This window comes from Bradyrhizobium cosmicum (assembly GCF_007290395.2).
GTDB classification, from domain to species: Bacteria; Pseudomonadota; Alphaproteobacteria; order Rhizobiales; family Xanthobacteraceae; genus Bradyrhizobium; species Bradyrhizobium cosmicum.
In genome coordinates, this window is the sequence record NZ_CP041656.2 from 6,451,934 (window position 1) to 6,469,147 (window position 17,214).

A 17,214-nucleotide genomic window follows, 5' to 3' on the forward strand; every position below is an offset into this window, starting at 1 on the left:
AGCTCTAATTGCAAAACCCTACCGAAAATGGAGCCTAGAGGGGATGGATAGGTAAGACCTACCAGCCTCCCCGGCGTACCCTTCCACCATCGGTCAGGATGCCGCGCGAGGTCCGCCATGGACGCCATTCCGTCACTCGATGCCTACGAGCTCTCCGACCGCTACGATCGCGACGAGGGCCGCGTCTTCCTCACGGGCACCCAGGCGATCGTCCGCATCGTTCTCGACCAAATGCGACGCGACCGTACCGCGGGGCTGAATACCGCGGGCTTCATCTCGGGCTATCGCGGCTCGCCGCTCGGCGGCGTCGATCTCGAACTTTGGCGCATCCAGGAGCGGCTCAGACAAGACCGCATCGAGTTCCTGCCGGCCGTGAACGAGGACCTCGCCGCAACCGCCGTGCTCGGCTCGCAGCAGGTGGAGACGCAAGGCGACCGCGAGGTCGATGGCGTGTTCGGCCTCTGGTACGGCAAGGGCCCCGGCGTCGATCGCTCCGGCGATGCGCTCAAGCACGGCAATGCCTACGGCTCCTCTCCGCATGGCGGTGTGCTGGTGGTCGCCGGCGACGACCATGGCTGCGTGTCCTCCTCGATGCCGCACCAGTCGGATGTCGCCTTCATGAGCTGGTTCATGCCGACGCTGCATCCCGCCGATGTCAGCGAATATCTCGCATTCGGCGAATATGGCTACGCGCTGAGCCGCTTCTCCGGCATGTGGGTCGGCTTCAAGGCGATCTCGGAGATCGTGGAATCAGGCGCTTCCGTCGAACTGCGCCCGCCGCGACTCTTCCGCACGCCCGACTTCACTCCACCGCCGGGCGGGCTGCACTATCGCTGGCCCGACCTGCCGGGTCCGCAGATCGAGGAACGGCTGGAGGCGAAGAAGCACGCGGTCTACGCCTTCGCCAAGGCCAATCCGATCGACCGCCGCATCTATGACATCCCCAATGCCAGCTACGGCATCGTCACCACCGGCAAGGCACATCTCGATTTGATGGAAGCGTTGCGGCTGATGGGCCTCGACGAGGCCGCCTGCCGCCGCATCGGCATCGACGTCTACAAGGTCGGCATGGTCTGGCCACTGGCGCTGCACGACGCCATGGACTTCGTGAAGGGCAAGCGCGAGATTCTCGTCGTCGAGGAAAAGCGCGGCATCATCGAGAGCCAGTTCAAGGAATATTTCTACGATTATCCCGGCAGCAAGCCTGAGCGCATGGTCGGCAAGCACGACGAGACCGGCGCCCGGCTGATCTCATGGATCGGCGAGTTGTCGCCGCGCGCGTTGGCAGGCGTGCTCGCGCGCCGGCTCGATCCGATGTTTCCGGGGCTCAATCTCGCTGCCCGTGCGGCAGCACTGTTGCCGGAGGCGGCGCGCACCATCGACGTCCCGGGCGCGACGCGCACGCCCTATTTCTGCTCAGGATGTCCGCACAACACATCGACGAAGGTGCCTGAGGGCTCGAAGGCACTGGCCGGCATCGGCTGCCACTTCATGGCGAGCTGGATGGACCGCGAGACCTCCTCGCTGATCCAGATGGGCGGCGAAGGCGTGAACTGGGCCGCTTCGTCGCGCTTCACCGGCCACAAGCACATTTTCCAGAATCTCGGCGAAGGCACCTATTATCATTCGGGCTCGATGGCCATCCGCCAGGCCATCGCAGCCAAGGCCAACATCACCTACAAGATCCTGTTCAACGACGCCGTCGCCATGACCGGCGGCCAGCCGGTCGACGGCCCCGTCAGCGTGCAAGCAATCGCACACAGCGTCCGTGCCGAAGGCGTGGCGCGCATCGCACTGGTGTCGGACGATCCCGCGCAATTTTCGTCGGCGGACCTGCCTGATGGCGTCAGCATTCACCCGCGCGAGGAGATGGATGCCGTGCAGCGTGAGTTGCGTGACGTCTCCGGCGTCTCGGTGCTGATTTATCAACAGGCCTGCGCCACGGAGAAGCGGCGGCGGCGCAAGCGCGGCCAGATGGCCGACCCAAAGCGTTTTGCCTATATCAATGACCTCGTCTGCGAAGGATGCGGCGACTGCTCGATTGAGTCCAACTGCCTCAGCGTCGAGCCGAAGGAGACGTCGTTCGGCCGCAAGCGGCAGATCAATCTTTCGAGCTGCAACAAGGACTTTTCCTGCCTCAACGGTTTCTGCCCGAGTTTTGTCACCGTCGAGGGCGCCACGCGCCGGAAGAAGAGCGCGAGCCAGATCGACGCGGTCGGCCGCGCCGCCACGCTTCCCCTGCCGTCCCCCGCATCGCTCGACCAGCCCTACGACCTGCTCGTGACCGGCGTCGGCGGCACCGGCGTGATCACGGTCGGCGCGCTGATCGGCATGGCCGCGCATCTCGACCGACGTGGCGTCTCGGTGCTGGACTTCACCGGCTTTGCGCAAAAATTCGGACCGGTACTTAGCTTCATCCGGCTCGCCGCTACCCCCGAGGGATTGCACCAGGTGCGCATCGACCAGGGCGCCGCCGACGCGCTGATCGGGTGCGACCTCGTCGTCAGTTCCTCGCCCAAGGCGTCCGGCACCTATCGCCGTCGCACGCGCGGCGCTGTAAACACCGCGGAGATGCCGACCGGCGACGTCGTCCGCTTCCGCGACGCCGATCTTGCCTCGCCCGCCCGCCTGCGCGCGATCCGCCAGGTGATCGGCGACGGCAATCTCGATACGATCAATGCCAACGCGCTGGCCGAGCGGCTGCTCGGCGATGCCGTTTATGCCAACATCATCATGCTCGGCTTTGCCTGGCAGCGCGGGCTGGTGCCGGTTTCACTGCAAGCGCTGCTGCGCGCGATCGAGCTGAACGGCGTCGCGGTCGAGCGCAACAAGCAGGCTTTTGCCTGGGGCCGGATCGCCGCCGCCGATCCGGATTTCCTGCCGAAAACGGACGAAGCGCCCGCGGCCGAGACGCTCGACCAGCTCATCGCCCGCCGCGCCGATTTCCTCGGGGATTATCAGGACGGGGCTTATGCGGCGCGCTATCGGGCGATGATCGAGAAGATTCGCAGCGCCGAGGCCCCGCTGAACAGCGAGGCACTGACCGAGGCGGTCGCACGCGCTCTGTTCAAGCTGATGGCCTACAAGGACGAGTACGAGGTGGCGCGACTGCACATGCAGAGCGGCTTCCTCGACGCGTTGAAGCGCGAATTCGAGGACGGCTTCAGAGTGAAGTACCATCTCGCCCCGCCCTTCCTGCCGTCCAAACGCGACGCCCGCGGCCGCCCCCGCAAGCGCGCCCTCGGCCAGTGGATCCAGATGCCGCTCGCGATGCTGGCGCGCTTGAAGGGACTGCGCGGGACGCCGTTCGATCCGTTCGGCTACACGAGTGAGCGGCGCGCGGAGCGGGAGCTGATCAGCTGGTACGAAGGCTTGATCGAACGGATGCTCGGTCAGCTCGACGCCGCGCGCCTGCCCGACCTCATTGCCATCGCAAATGCGCCGATGGAGATCCGTGGCTATGGACCCGTGAAGGACACCGCGATCGCCAAGGTGAGGCCCGAGGTCGAACGGCGACTTGCGAATTTGACGACGCCGGTCACACAAAAGATGCACGCCCACGGTTGACGAGGCGCCAGTGAGGCCTCAGCCTCGCGGCATTGAGGAGTGCCCTGTTGGCGCCCCTGCCATCGGATGACGCATCATGGATTTCGACCAGTTGACCCTGAGCCAGGCCGCCGCCGACGTCCGCGTAGGAAAGGTCACGAGCACGGCGCTCACGACGGAAGCTCTCGCCCGCGCAAAAGCCAAGGCCGACCTCAATGCCTTCGTCACCCTCGACGAAGCCGGCGCCTTGAACGCCGCAGCCGCGTACGACGCCACAGGCGACAAGACAAAGCCACTTGGCGGCGTACCCATCGTGATCAAGGACAACATCGAGGTCGCGGGACTGCCCTGTAGTGCCGGCACGCCCGCGCTGAAGAATTACATTCCGACGGCCGACGCGCCCGTGGTCGCAAAACTGCGGGCCGCCGGCGCGATCATCATCGGCAAGACCAGCATGCACGAGCTCGCCTTCGGCATCTCCGGCTACAACACCGCGTTCAAGACCGGCGCGGAGTTCGGCGTCCGCAATGCCTATGACCGGTCCCTGATCGCCGGCGGCTCCTCGTCGGGCACGGGCGCCGCGCTCGGCGCGCGGATCGTCGCGGGCGGGCTCGGCACGGACACCGGCGGATCGGTCCGGGTGCCGGCTGCGCTGAACGGATGCGCCTCGCTGCGCCCGACCCTCGGGCGCTACCCGCAACAGGGTATCGCGCCGATCTCGCACACCCGCGATACCGCGGGCCCCATGGCCGCGACCATGAGGGACGTCGCGCTGCTCGACCGCGTCATCGCGGGTGGGGACGAGGTTACGCCGGCCGATCTGCAGCAGGTGCGGATCGGCGTCGTGAAGGCGATGCTGACCAATCTCGACGCCGACACCGACGCTGCGTTCCAGGCGGCCGTCGCGAAATTGAAGGCGCAGGGCGTCACGGTCGTCGAGATCGAGATGCCGCAACTGGCAGAGCTCAACGGCCAGGTCAGCTTTCCGGTCGCGCTCTACGAGGCCTATGACGATCTGGTCGCTTATCTCGCGCATACCGGCACGGGCCTGAGCGTCGAGGCGCTGGCGCAGGAGATCTCCAGCGCCGACGTCAAGGGCACTTATGATGGCCTGGTAATTCCGCGCAAACTCCCCGCCCCCGATGGCACGCTGGTTGACGCCAGGCCGATCTACGACGCCGCGATCACGATCGCGCGCCCCGCGCTGCAGGCGCTCTACGGCAAGACCTTCGCCGATCATCGGCTCGACGCCATCGCCTTCCCGACCACGCCGTGCGTTGCCATTCCCTCGAACCCGGAGTCCAGCACGCCCGAGAATTTCGGCCTGTTCATCCAGAACACCGATCCCGGCAGCAATGCCGGCATTCCCGGCGTGCAAATTCCGATCGCGCTGGGAGCCAAAAGCAAACTGCCAATCGGCCTCGAGCTCGACGGTCCCGCCGGCAGCGATCGCCGCCTGCTTGCGATCGGCATGGCGCTTGACGCCGTGTTTGGGCGGCTGCCGCCGCCACGTTGAAGCTGTCATAGAGTGGATTAGCCGAACGCGTAATCCACCACTGTTGGTATCCGCGGAGACAAGGAGGTGGGTTACGCCAAGCGGTCTGCGCTTCGCGCTGCCCGCAGGGCTACCCCTCTACGGTACGGCTCTGCCGCCGCTCACGCATACGGATTGATCAGCTTCTGCTGCTCGGCGCTGTGGTCCACGAGCATATCGATGAAGGTCCGCACCTTCGCAGACAGATGATGCTTGTGCGGGTAGACCGCGTTCATCGACATCTCGACCGGCCGGTATTCCGGCAAAAGGCGCACCAGCCGGCCGGCATCGAGATCGTCGCCGACCAGGAAGCCGGCCGCCAGACTGACGCCTGCGCCCTGCAGCGCGGCCTCGCGCAGCGCCTCGCCGCTGTTGGTGATCAGATTGCCTGATACCCGCACCGAGGCCGGCGTGCCCTTGCGGTCGAAGAAGCGCCACTCGTCGAAGGGATAGTTGAGATGTCGCACGCAATTGTGCCCGGCGAGCTCTTCGAGCGTCTGCACGCGCCCATGCGCCTCCATATAGGCGTGCGAGCAGCACAGCACGTGCCGCCAGGTCGCAAGGCTGCGCACGATCAGGCTCGAATCCGGCGGTGCGGTCATGCGCAACGCAAGATCGAAGCCTTCTTCGATCAAATCGACATTAGCCTCGCCCATGCGCAGATCGACCTTCACCCCGGGATAGGTCGCGAGGAATTCCGCCATCACGGGCGCGACGAACGGCACCATGTGAGTGGCGGTGTGGATACGCAGCGTGCCGCGCGGTGTTGATTGCAGTGCGCCAGCGATGTCGTCGGCCTGTTCGAGATCGGCAAGGATCTGGGTCGAGCGATCGTAATAGGCTTTGCCGATCTCGGTGAGGCTCACCTTTCGCGTGGTGCGGTTGAGCAGCCGCACGCCGAGCCGGTCTTCCAGCGCTTGGACGTGGTTGCTCACCATGGTCGTCGACATGTTCAGCCGGCGAGCGGCGGCGGAAAAGCCGCCGTTTTCGACCACCCGGACGAAGGCGGTGAGGCTGGTGAAGCGGTCCATGGGTCAAGCTCCGATTACCCGCCATGGCTGGATAATGCTTCCATTTATTCGAGGATTATCACAAGCGGGGAGACAGCGCATCTTACCCTCACCAACAGCGCGCCGTGCCGATCGGGCGGTTGGGAACTCCGAGGACGCCATGTCAAACGCTTCTTATGTCACTGAAATAAATGAAAAAATCCGCCTTCGGCCGTCCCGTCAGGCGATCAAGCGCGCGGCCATCGGCCTTGCTCTGGCACTCGGCATCGCGGTGGCCAGCGACTACGGCTACGACTACCTCAGGCACGGACGCTACCTCGAATCCACCGACGACGCCTATGTGAAGGCCGATTCCACCATCGTCGCCCCAAAGGTCTCCGGCTACATCGCCAAGGTCCTAGTCGGCGACAACGAGAAAGTCAGAGCGGGCCAGGCGCTGGCGAAGATCGACGACCGCGACTTCAAGGCGGCGCTCGACCAGGCTAGAGCCGACGTCGCCGCCGGCGAAGCCTCGGTGCGCAACATCGACGCCCAGCTCGAACTGCAGCAGCCGATCATCGCGCAGAGTACGGCCGACGTCGCCGCAGCCGACGCCAATCTGAAATTCGCGCAGGAGGAGCGCGCCCGCTATGACGATCTCATGAAGTCGGGCTCGGGCACGATCCAGCGCGCGCAGCAGACCGACGCGGCGCTGCGCGCCAGCAACGCGCAATTGCAGCACGCAAAATCCGGCCTCGTGGCCGCCCAGCGCAAGGTCGACGTGCTCACCACCCAGCGCGCCCAGGCCACAGCCCAGCTCGACCACGCCCGCGCGGTCGCACAGCAGGCCGCGCTGAACCTGTCCTACACCGAGATCACCGCGCCGGTCGACGGCACGGTCGGCGCGCGCTCGTTGCGCGTCGGCCAGTATGTGCAGGCCGGCACGCAATTGATGGCGGTGGTACCGCTTGATGCGGTTTACGTCGTCGCGAACTTCAAGGAGACGCAGCTGACGCATGTACGTCCGGGCCAGCCGGTCGAGCTGCACGTCGACAGTTTTCGCAATCGCACGCTGCGCGGCCATGTCGATAGCCTCTCCCCGGCCAGCGGACTTGAGTTCGCACTGCTGCCGCCCGACAATGCCACAGGCAATTTCACCAAGATCGTGCAGCGCGTGCCGGTGAAGATCGTGCTCGACGACCACAGTCTCACGGGTCTGCTGCGGCCCGGCATGTCTGCGGTCCCGACCATCGACACCAAGGCGACTGTGCTGGCCGAGCGCGAGACGGCCAAGCGCCTCGCCGACAACACGACGCGCCCGAACGGCGGCTGAAGCCGGGAGGGCCGGCAGGATGATCGAGTCCTGCCGGATGATCCCTCCTTCGCTTCTCCGATTTTGAAACCATCCGCCTGATGCATCCTGTCTCCATGCCCGAGACGAGGCTTCCATGAGCACGCTTCAACCGACCGTCAACGCCGCTTCCGCCACCGACATCCCCGCCGCCGTCGCTCCCGCGGCGCCGGCGGTTTCAGCAAAAACGTGGATCGCGGTCATCGGCGCCACGCTCGGCGCCTTCATGGCGGTGCTGAACATCCAGATCGTCAACGCCTCGCTCGCCGACATCCAGGGCGCGATCGGAGCCGGCATCGACGACGGCGGCTGGATCTCGACCTCCTATCTGATTGCCGAGATCGTGGTGATCCCGCTGTCCGGCTGGCTCGCACAGGTGTTCTCGATCCGGATCTATCTGCTCACCAATGCCGTCCTGTTCCTGGTTCTCTCCGCGGCCTGCGCGCTGGCGCAGGACCTGCCGCAGATGATCGTGCTGCGCGCCGTCCAGGGCTTCACCGGCGGCGTGCTGATCCCGATGGCCTTCACGCTGATCATCACGCTGCTGCCGCGTGCCAAGCAGCCGGTCGGCCTTGCCCTGTTCGCGCTGTCGGCGACGTTCGCGCCGGCGATCGGCCCGACCATCGGCGGCTATCTCACCGAGAATTTCGGCTGGCAGTACATCTTCTACGTCAATCTCGTGCCCGGCGCGATCATGGTCGGCATGCTCTGGTATGCGCTCGATGCCAAACCGATGAAGCTTGCGTTGCTCCGCGAGGGCGACTGGGTCGGCATCATCACCATGGCGATCGGCCTGTCGGCGCTCCAGACCGTGCTGGAGGAAGGCAACAAGGACGACTGGTTCGGCTCGCCCTTCATCGTCAAGCTGTCGGTGATCGCAACCTTGGCGCTGGCCGCCTTCCTGATCATCGAGCTCACCGTGAAGAAGCCGCTCCTGAACCTGCGCCTGCTCGTGCGCCGCAATTTCGGCTTCGGCATGCTCGCGAACTTCCTGCTTGGCGTCGCGCTCTACGGCTCGGTGTTCATCCTGCCGCAATATCTGTCACGCATCCAGGGCTACAACGCCGAGCAAATCGGCATGGTGCTGGCCTGGACCGGCTTGCCGCAACTCGTGCTGATCCCGCTCGTGCCGCGCCTGATGCAGCGGTTCGATGCGCGGATCATCATCGGCATCGGCTTCGCGCTGTTCGCGGCCTCCAATTTCATGAACATCTACATGACCAACGACTACGCAGCCGACCAGCTGCTGTGGCCGAATATCGTCCGTGCGATTGGACAAGCATTGGTGCTGGCGCCGCTGTTGGCGGTGGCGACAGCGGGCATCGAGCCTGAGAATGCCGGCTCCGCCTCCGGCCTTTTCAACATGATGCGCAATCTCGGCGGCGCTGTCGGCATCGCGCTGCTCCAGACCGTGCTGACCAAGCGCGAGCAATATCATTCCAACGTGCTGACGCAGTCGGTGTCGGTGTTCGAGCAAGCCACCCGCACGCGGCTGGAGCAGCTCACGCAATATTTCGTCAATCACGGCGTCCTCGACCGTGCGGATGCCGCGCATCGCGCCTACGTCGCGATCGGTCATATCGTGCAGAAGCAGGCCTACATCCTGGCCTTCAGCGACACCTTCTATCTGCTCGGCGTGGCCCTGATCGTGGCGCTCGCCGCCGTCCTCTTCCTGAAGAAGCCCGGCCAGACCTCGGCCGGTGGAGCCCACTAACGTCAACCCAGCAAGCAAGGAGAACGACCATGAAACCCCGCATGAACTTCTACCAGGCCGCCCCCGACACCATGAAAGCGCTGATGGCCCTGGAAGAGCAGATCCAGTCCACGGGGCTCGAGAAATCGCTGATCGAGCTCGTCAAGATCCGCGCCTCGCAGATCAACGGCTGCGCCTTCTGCATCAACATGCACACCGAGGACGCCCGCAAGCGCGGCGAGACCGAGCAGCGCATCTATCTCCTGAATGCCTGGCGCGAGTCACCGCTCTACACCGACCGTGAACGTGCCGCTTTGGCCTGGACCGAATCGGTGACGCTGATTGCCGAGACTCGCGCGCCCGACGACGTCTACGAGCAGGTCCGCGCGCAGTTTTCGGATGCGGAGACGGTGAACCTGACCATGCTGATCGGGGCCATCAACGCCTGGAACAGGCTGGCGATCGCGTTCCGTGCGGTTCATCCGGTGAAGGTGAAGGCGTCGGTGGCGTGAGACACTGACACATGGAGGCCAAGCTGCCTCTACACATTCAACTGTCATGCCCCGGCTTGACCGGGGCATCCAGTACGTTGCGGCTTCTCGATTCAAGTACTCCTGTCACGGAGTACTGGATCGCCCGGTCAAGCCGGGCGATGAGCGGTGGGTGTCGCTCACACCGCCGTCGCCTTGGCGAACTCCACATAGATCTCGCGGAGGCGCGTCGCCACCGGGCCGGGCTTGCCGTCGCCGATCGTCTTGCCGTCGAGTGCAATCACCGGCTGCACGAAGGAAGAGGCAGAAGTGATGAAGGCTTCCTTGGCGGCGAGCGCCTCGGCGACCGTGAAGGAACGCTCCTCGACGCGGAGCTGGCGCTCTTCGGCAAGCGCGATCACGGCTTTGCGGGTGCAGCCCGGCAGGATCGCGTTGGAGTTCTGGCGGGTGACGATGACGTCGTCCTTGGTGAGGATGAATGCGGTGGACGAGCCGCCTTCGGTCACATAGCCATCCTGCAGCATCCAGGCTTCGCCGGCACCGGCTTCGGCCGCCGCCTGCTTCGCCAGCACCTGCGCCAGCAACGCCACGCTCTTGATGTCGCGGCGCTCCCAGCGGATGTCGGGGACGGTGATCACGTTGATGCCGGTCTTTGCCGAAGCCGCGTTGATGATGTCCTTCTCGGAGGTGAACATCACGAGGCTCGACTTGACGTCGGCCTTGGGGAACGGGAAGTCGCGCCCCTTGTCGGCGCCGCGTGTCACCTGGAGATAGACGAGGCCGCTTGTCACCTTGTTGCGGGCGATCAGCTCTTTCTGGATCTCGGTGATGCGCTCGACCGTCTCCGGGAGCTTCAGCTTGATCTCGCCGACCGAACGCTCCAGCCGGGCCAGATGTGAGGAATTGTCGACCAGCTTGCCGTCGAGCACGGCCGAGACCTCGTAGATGCCGTCAGCGAACAGGAAGCCGCGATCGAGGACCGAGATTTTGGCTTCAGAGAGCGGGACGAATGAGCCGTTGACGTAAGCGATCGGGTCCAAGGCAGGGTCTCCTGGGGAGGAAGGGGGGGTTGGCGGGCTTATACGCCAATTGGGGACCACGATCACCCCTCGATTCGTCATTCGGGGGCGGCGCGAAGCGACGAGCCCGGATCCATAACCACCATCGGGAGTATGGATCCCGGGCCCTCGCCAAGAGGCGCGTCCCTGAATGACGACGGCGGAGATTAGTGCGACAGAATCTTCGACAAGAACTTCTGCGCGCGGTCGCTGCGCGGCTTGCCGAAGAAATCCTCTTTCGCCGCGTCCTCCACGATCTCACCGCGGTCCATAAAGATGACGCGGTTGGCGACCTTGCGGGCGAAGCCCATCTCGTGGGTGACGACCATCATGGTCATACCTTCACGGGCGAGGTCGACCATGACGTCGAGAACTTCGCTCACCATTTCAGGATCGAGCGCCGAGGTCGGCTCGTCGAACAGCATCACGATCGGATCCATCGCCAGCGCACGCGCGATCGCGACGCGCTGCTGCTGGCCGCCGGAGAGCTGCGCCGGAAACTTGTCCGCCTGCTCCTTCAGGCCGACGCGCTCCAGCAGCTGCATGCCCTTGGTGACCGATTTGTCGTGCGGTCGGCCCAGGACCTTCTCCTGCGCGAGGCAGAGATTGTCGATGATCTTGAGGTGGGGGAACAGCTCGAAGTGCTGAAACACCATGCCGACGCGCGAGCGCAGCTTCGGCAGATTGGTCCTGGGATCGTTGACCTTGGTGCCGTCTACACTGATGTCGCCTTCCTGGAACGGCTCCAGCGCATTGACGCATTTGATCAGCGTCGACTTGCCCGAGCCCGACGGGCCGCAGACCACGACGACCTCGCCCTTGGTGACGCTGGTGGTACAGTCGGTCAGCACCTGGAAGGTCGGGCTATACCATTTGTTGACGTGGCTGATTTCGATCATGACCGACACGCTCTATCGAATGATGGCGATGCGCGCCTGGAGGCGACGCACGCCAAAGGACGCAACACAGGAAATGGTGAAATAGACGACGGCGGCGAACAGATACATCTCGACCAGACGGCCGTCGCGCTGCGCGACCTTGCTCGCCGCGCCCAGGAAGTCCGGAATCGAGAGCACGTAGACCAGGGAGGTGTCCTGGAACAGCACGATCGTCTGCGTCAGCAGCACCGGCAGCATGTTGCGGAACGCCTGCGGCAGCACGACGTAGCGCATGGTCTGGGCGTAGGTCAGGCCGAGCGCGTTCGCGGCGGCGGGCTGGCCGCGCGAGATCGACTGGATGCCGGCGCGCATGATCTCGGAGAAGTACGCCGCCTCGAACAGGATGAAGGTGATGAGCGAGGAGGCGAACGCGCCGACGCTGATCGGGCGCGACGCGCCGGTCACCCACTGCCCGATATAGGGCACCAGGAAGTAGAACCAGAAGATGACCAGCACCAGCGGCAGCGAGCGCATGAAGTCGACGTAGACGCCCGCGATGCGGCCGAGGACCTTGTAGCCGGACAGTCGCATCAGCGCGATCGCCGTGCCGAAGATCAGGCCGCCGAGGCCCGCGAGCGCCGTCAGGGTCACGGTGAACGTCATGCCCTCGTAGAACAGATAGGGCAGCGCGCGGCGGATGACGTCGAAATCGAGATTGCTGAACATGGCGCTATTTCCCCGTGATGTAGCCGGGGATCGCGACGTAGCGCTCGAGGAAGCGCATCGCGGTCACCACAACAGCGTTGACGAGGAGATAGAGCACGGTGGCGGCGGTGAAGGCCTCGAACACCTGGAACGAGAACTCCTGCATCGAGCGCGCCTGTCCAGTCAGCTCGAGCAGGCCGATGGTGATGGCGACTGCCGTGTTCTTGATGGTGTTGAGGAACTCGGAAGTCAGCGGCGGCAGAATGATGCGGAACGCCATCGGCAGCAGAACGTAGCGATAGCCTTGTATCGTCGTCAGTCCGAGTGCGGTTGCCGCCATCTTCTGCCCGCGCGGCAGCGAACCGATGCCGGCCTGCAATTGCACGGCGACGCGCGCCGACATGAAGAAGCCGATGCCGATCGCGGCGGTCCAGAACGGTGCGTCCGGCAGTTGCTTCAGCCAGGTGCCGGCTGATTTCGGCAGCAATTCCGGCAGCACGAAGAACCACAGGAACAGCTGCACCAGCAGCGGCATGTTGCGGAAGAACTCGACCCAGCAGAAGCCGAACCAGTTGGCGCCCCTGGACGGCAGCGTGCGCATGACGCCGACCAGCGAGCCGAAGATCAGCGCAATGATCCAGGCGAGCACCGCCGTCTTCAGGGTCAGCACCAGTCCCGACAACAGCATGTCGAGATAGGTGCCGGTCCCCATCGGGTTCGGCTCGAAGAAAATTCCCCAGTTCCAGTGGTAGTTCACGTGTCCCCCGCGCGAACGCGCCAATCATAGGTGGCCTCGAAAGAGGTCCTGGGCGCCTATGCAAATGTCCGGCCACTCTGGTGTCAAGAGTGGCCGGACACGATCTCGATCTCCGGGATCGAGGGTCTATCTTACTTGTAGTCGTCCGGGTTCGGCGAATCCGTGGGCTTTGCGAACTCGTTCTTCAGCTCGGCCGAGATCGGGCTGTTGAGGTTGAGGCCCTTCGGCGGGATCTTCTGGGTGAACCACTTGTCGTAGATCTTCTGGCCCTCGCCCGAGGTGTAGAGCGCAGCAGTCGCGGCATCGACCACTTTCTTGAACGGCGCGTCGTCCTTGCGCAGCATGATGCCGTAGGGCTCGGGCTTTGAGAACGCGTCCTTGGAGATGACGTAGTCGTCCGGCGACTTCGAGCCGGCCACGAGGCTCGCGAGCAGGATGTCGTCCATCACGAAGGCGACCGCGCGATCGGTCTCGACCATCAGGAAGGACTCAGCGTGATCCTTGGCCGGGATGATGTTGGCGCCGAGCTTTTTCTCGACGTTGGCCTCGGTGAGCTGCTTGATGTTGGTGGTGCCGGCGGTGGAAACCACCGTCTTGCCCTTGAGGTCGTCGATCGACTTGAGGCCGCTCGACTTCTTGAAGACGTAGCGGCTGGCGGTCAGGAAGTGGGTATTGGTGAAGGCGACCTGCTTCTGGCGCTCGACGTTGTTGGTGGTCGAGCCGCATTCGAGGTCGATGGTGCCGTTGGCCATCAGCGGAATACGGGTCGCCGAGGTCACGGGGTTGAGCTTGACCTCGAGCTTGTCGAGCTTGAGCTCCTTCTTCACGGCGTCGACGATCTTGTAGCAGATGTCCATCGCAAACCCGATGGGCTTCTGGTTGTCGTCGAGATAGGAGAACGGGATCGAGGAGTCGCGGAAGCCCAGCGTGATGGCGCCGGTGTCCTTGATGTTCTTCAGCGTACCGGTCAGCTCCTGCGCTCCGGCCTGGCTGACGGCGAAGGTCGCGGCGAGCGCGAGGCCGATGCTACGGAAATGTTTCACTTTTTTGGTCCCCTTTCAGGATGATGCGGCCCGGATGCAAGCACAGATCGGGCCGGATTAGAATGTGACTTTTGGCTGGGTCACGGTTCAGGTCAGTGGCTCAAGTCAGTGGCCTGGGCAATTCCCCGAGATCCCAGAACAGCCCGGCCATGATCGTCAAGGCCTCTTCGGTCAATGGCAGCAGGATGTGCTCATTGGGCGCATGCTGGGAGCAGCCGGGATAGGAGTGCGGGACCCAGATCGTCGGCAGGCCCAGGATTTCGGAGAAAACGTCGTTGGGCAGCGAGCCGCCGAAATTCGGCAGCACCGCCGGCGGCTTGCCGGTGGTCTCCTGCACCGAGTTCGCCGCCCATTTGATCCACGGGCTGTCGAAATCGGTGCGCGAAGCCGCAAAGCTTTGCGCGGCCCGCACTTCGACCATCGGAAAACCCTTCTCGACCAGATGCGCACGAACGGCATCGACCAGGCCGTCGACCCTGGTGCCGACGACGAAACGCAGCTGCAGCACGGCATTGGCGTGACCGGGAATGGCGTTGGCGGGCTTGTCGATATTGCCTGACGACATCGCCAGCACTTCGAGCGTGTTCCAGGCATAGAGTCGCTCGGCGGCCGACAGCCCTTCCTCGCCCCAGTTCTCCGCGAGCGCCGGCTCGTCCTCGGTCGGCACCACCTGCACGTCGGCAAGATAGCTGCGGATCTGATTGGTGAGCCGCGGCGGCTTCAGCGCATCGAGTTGCAGCCGGCCATGACCGTCGACCAACGCGGAAATGGCGTTGACCAGAATGGTCGCAGGGTTGGCGAGCACGCCGCCCCAATTTCCGGAATGATGGCCGCCATCGCGCAGATTGACGTCGAGATGGATGCGGATGCCGCCGCGGCAACCGAGGAAAAGGGTCGGGCGGTCGGCCGACAGACGCGGCCCGTCGGAGGCCATGAACAGGTCGGCCTTGAGCGCATCGCGATTGAGATCGCAGACCTTGCCGAGATCGGGCGAGCCGATCTCCTCGCCCATCTCGACGATGAACTTGGCGTTGAAGCCGAGCTTGCCGCCGCGGGCGTCGCGCACCGCGCGGAGCGCTGCCATGTTGATGCTGTGCTGACCCTTGTTGTCGGCAGTGCCGCGGCCGTAAAGCCGCGTGCCCGCAACTGTAGTGCGCCAGGGATCGCGGCCGTCGCGCCACTCGCCTTCCATGCCGTCGACGACGTCGCCATGGCCGTAGATCAATACGGTCGGCGCCGTCTCACTCTCGTGATGCTCGGCCAGCAGGAATGGTGCCTTGCCGCTGGGAGATTCGACGATGCGGCTGGTAAAATCCAGCGCCGCGAAGGCGGGCACCATCTCCTGTTCCAGATAGCCGCGCAGCTCCGCGCCGCGCGACGGATTCTGGCTCTCGGTCCGATAAGCGACGCGGCGGTCGAGTTCGGTGAGGAACGCGCCGGATTTGAAATCCTCACGGGCGCGGGAGATGGCGTCGGCTCTGGTCATGATTTGCTTTTCGGACTTCGAGGCGAAGGACCCTACCCGAGATAGGGGGGCCTTCGAAAGTGGTGGGGACCTGGATTGTTCTTGTAGTTCTCTTGTACTTCTCTTGGGATTTCGTTCTTGCTCGCTTGAGATTGACTTGCCATGGGCAGCAGTGCTGCTGATTTCGGCCTTGCCAAGCGCAAGTCTTTCCATTTTTGGCCCTTGCCAAGGGCCAATTATATGCAAGAACTTCGCCAAGTTTGGGCGCACATCTATCACTCGAAAGGCGCTCAGTACAGCGTGCCGGGGGACCTATGGCCAAGCAGATCAGGCTCAACGCCTTTGCGATGAATTGCGTCGCGCACCAGTCACCGGGCCTGTGGACCCATCCGCGCGACCGCACCGCCAATTATAACCGCCTGCCCTACTGGATCGACCTTGCCAAAACGCTGGAGCGCGGCCGCTTCGACGGACTGTTCCTGGCCGACGTGCTCGGCGTCTACGACGTCTATGGCAACAGCCCTGACGCAGCCCTGCGCAATGCAGCGCAGTCGCCATCGAACGACCCGTTGCTGCTGCTCTCGGCGATGGCGGCGGTGACGCAGAATCTCGGCTTCGGCGTCACCAGCAATCTCTCGTTCGAGCCGCCCTACCCGTTCGCGCGGCGGATGTCGACGCTCGATCATCTCACCGAGGGACGGATCGGCTGGAACGTCGTCACCGGCTATCTCGACAGCGCCGCGCGCGGCGCCGGCAGGGACAAGCAGACCGGGCATGACGACCGCTACGACATCGCCGACGAATACATGGAGGTCGTCTACAAGCTCTGGGAAGGAAGCTGGGAGGACGATGCGGTGCTGCGCGACCGGGCGCGCGGCATCTTCACCGATCCCAGCAAGGTTCATCGCGTCAATCATGAAGGTGCGAACTATCGCATCAACAACACCATTCATCTCAGCGAGCCGTCACCGCAGCGCACGCCCGTGCTGTACCAGGCCGGCACCTCGCCGCGCGGCCGGCAGTTCGCGGCCAAGCACGCCGAATGCGTGTTCATGTCGGGACCGTCGGCCAAGATCATCGGGCCGCGCGTCTCCGCGATCCGCCAGGAAGCAGCCGCGATCGGCCGCAACCCGGCGGAAATCCTGATGTTCAACATGATGACGATCATCCTCGGCAACACCGAAGCCGAAGCGGCGGCCAAGTATGCCGATTACCGGTCGCATATCAGCCCGGAAGGCGCGCTCGCCCTGATGTCGGGATGGACCGGCATCGACTTCTCCGGCTACGAGCTCGACCAGCAGGTCCGTCACGTCCAGAACGATGCCGGCCGCAGCGCTCTCGACAACGTCACCCGCGGCGACCCCGACCGCGTCTGGACCGTGCGCGACGTCATCGAACATGTCGGCATCGGCGGCGCCGGCCCCGTCGTGGTCGGCACACCCGAAAGCGTCGCCGACAAGATCGAAGACTGGTTCGAGAAGACCGACGTCGACGGCCTCAACGTCGCGTTTGCGATCTCGCCCGGCGATTTCGAGGACATTGCCGACATGCTGGTGCCGGAGCTGACGAAGCGCGGGCGCTACAAGCCGGAATATGCAAAAGGCACGTTGCGGGAGAAGCTGTTCGGCGACGGCCGCGCGCGGCTGGACGCGCCGCATCCGGCGGCGGGGTATCGGGTGGGGAAGAAGGGGTAGGAGCGCGCCA

13 protein-coding genes are annotated in these 17,214 nt (G+C 64.3%); 6 read left to right on the top strand and 7 right to left on the bottom strand.

Features of this window, described 5'->3' with window-relative positions:
• Positions 1–117: 117 nt before the first annotated feature.
• Entirely contained in the window at positions 118–3,567 is a 3,450-nt protein-coding gene (locus FNV92_RS30910) for an indolepyruvate ferredoxin oxidoreductase family protein (RefSeq protein ID WP_143843254.1), read from the top strand.
• Positions 3,568–3,643: 76 nt separating this feature from the next.
• Positions 3,644–5,062: an indoleacetamide hydrolase gene (gene iaaH, locus FNV92_RS30915; RefSeq protein WP_143843253.1), complete on the top strand. Its 1,419-nt coding sequence runs from the start codon at positions 3,644–3,646 to the stop codon at positions 5,060–5,062.
• A gap of 140 nt (positions 5,063–5,202) precedes the next feature.
• Here iaaH and FNV92_RS30920 read toward each other — a convergent pair whose 3' ends face one another.
• Positions 5,203–6,111, bottom strand: a complete 909-nt coding sequence (locus FNV92_RS30920) for a LysR family transcriptional regulator (RefSeq protein ID WP_143843252.1) — start codon at positions 6,109–6,111, stop codon at positions 5,203–5,205.
• Positions 6,112–6,250: 139 nt separating this feature from the next.
• On the opposite strand from FNV92_RS30920, the gene FNV92_RS30925 reads away from it, so the two are divergent.
• From FNV92_RS30925 to FNV92_RS30935, 3 genes are all read left to right on the top strand, one after another.
• Positions 6,251–7,402, top strand: coding sequence for an HlyD family secretion protein (locus tag FNV92_RS30925; protein WP_015688663.1), 1,152 nt, complete (start codon positions 6,251–6,253; stop codon positions 7,400–7,402).
• Between the two features lie 115 nt (positions 7,403–7,517).
• Complete coding sequence (locus FNV92_RS30930) at positions 7,518–9,134, top strand: MDR family MFS transporter (RefSeq protein WP_143843251.1); 1,617 nt, start codon at positions 7,518–7,520, stop codon at positions 9,132–9,134.
• Between the two features lie 29 nt (positions 9,135–9,163).
• A complete protein-coding gene (locus FNV92_RS30935; protein ID WP_015688665.1) occupies positions 9,164–9,625 on the top strand; it encodes a carboxymuconolactone decarboxylase family protein in 462 nt (153 codons plus the stop codon).
• Positions 9,626–9,783: 158 nt separating this feature from the next.
• On the opposite strand, the gene FNV92_RS30940 is transcribed toward FNV92_RS30935, so the two are convergent.
• The 6 genes from FNV92_RS30940 to FNV92_RS30965 form a co-directional block, all read right to left on the bottom strand.
• Positions 9,784–10,644 carry a D-amino-acid transaminase gene (locus FNV92_RS30940; protein ID WP_143843250.1) on the bottom strand — a complete coding sequence of 287 codons (861 nt, stop codon included), beginning with the start codon at positions 10,642–10,644 and terminating at the stop codon, positions 9,784–9,786.
• Between the two features lie 185 nt (positions 10,645–10,829).
• Entirely contained in the window at positions 10,830–11,561 is a 732-nt protein-coding gene (locus FNV92_RS30945; protein ID WP_143843249.1) for an amino acid ABC transporter ATP-binding protein, read from the bottom strand.
• A 12-nt stretch (positions 11,562–11,573) separates the two neighbouring features.
• The gene (locus tag FNV92_RS30950; protein ID WP_015688668.1) at positions 11,574–12,266 is read right to left on the bottom strand and encodes an amino acid ABC transporter permease; all 693 of its coding nucleotides are present in this window, start codon (positions 12,264–12,266) and stop codon (positions 11,574–11,576) included.
• A gap of 4 nt (positions 12,267–12,270) precedes the next feature.
• Complete coding sequence (locus FNV92_RS30955; protein WP_143843248.1) at positions 12,271–13,002, bottom strand: amino acid ABC transporter permease; 732 nt, start codon at positions 13,000–13,002, stop codon at positions 12,271–12,273.
• A 131-nt stretch (positions 13,003–13,133) separates the two neighbouring features.
• Positions 13,134–14,045 carry an amino acid ABC transporter substrate-binding protein gene (locus FNV92_RS30960; protein ID WP_015688670.1) on the bottom strand — a complete coding sequence of 304 codons (912 nt, stop codon included), beginning with the start codon at positions 14,043–14,045 and terminating at the stop codon, positions 13,134–13,136.
• 100 nt (positions 14,046–14,145) lie between these two features.
• Positions 14,146–15,531, bottom strand: a complete 1,386-nt coding sequence (locus FNV92_RS30965; protein ID WP_143843247.1) for a M20 family metallopeptidase — start codon at positions 15,529–15,531, stop codon at positions 14,146–14,148.
• 293 nt (positions 15,532–15,824) lie between these two features.
• Here FNV92_RS30965 and FNV92_RS30970 point away from each other — a divergent pair, with 293 nt between their 5' ends.
• On the top strand, positions 15,825–17,204 hold the full coding sequence (locus tag FNV92_RS30970; protein WP_143843246.1) for an LLM class flavin-dependent oxidoreductase: 1,380 nt from the start codon (positions 15,825–15,827) through the stop codon (positions 17,202–17,204).
• Positions 17,205–17,214 lie beyond the last annotated feature (10 nt).

Bases quoted from the DNA above. Each gene is read 5' to 3' on its own strand.
- FNV92_RS30935 (WP_015688665.1), top strand. From the start codon at position 9,164: ATGAAACCCCGCATGAACTTCTACCAGGCCGCCCCCGACACCATGAAA.
- iaaH (WP_143843253.1), top strand. From the start codon at position 3,644: ATGGATTTCGACCAGTTGACCCTGAGCCAGGCCGCCGCCGACGTCCGC.
- FNV92_RS30945 (WP_143843249.1), bottom strand. From the start codon at position 11,561: ATGATCGAAATCAGCCACGTCAACAAATGGTATAGCCCGACCTTCCAG.
- FNV92_RS30965 (WP_143843247.1), bottom strand. From the start codon at position 15,531: ATGACCAGAGCCGACGCCATCTCCCGCGCCCGTGAGGATTTCAAATCC.
- FNV92_RS30925 (WP_015688663.1), top strand. From the start codon at position 6,251: ATGTCAAACGCTTCTTATGTCACTGAAATAAATGAAAAAATCCGCCTT.
- FNV92_RS30910 (WP_143843254.1), top strand. From the start codon at position 118: ATGGACGCCATTCCGTCACTCGATGCCTACGAGCTCTCCGACCGCTAC.
- FNV92_RS30920 (WP_143843252.1), bottom strand. From the start codon at position 6,111: ATGGACCGCTTCACCAGCCTCACCGCCTTCGTCCGGGTGGTCGAAAAC.
- FNV92_RS30970 (WP_143843246.1), top strand. From the start codon at position 15,825: ATGGCCAAGCAGATCAGGCTCAACGCCTTTGCGATGAATTGCGTCGCG.
- FNV92_RS30950 (WP_015688668.1), bottom strand. From the start codon at position 12,266: ATGTTCAGCAATCTCGATTTCGACGTCATCCGCCGCGCGCTGCCCTAT.
- FNV92_RS30930 (WP_143843251.1), top strand. From the start codon at position 7,518: ATGAGCACGCTTCAACCGACCGTCAACGCCGCTTCCGCCACCGACATC.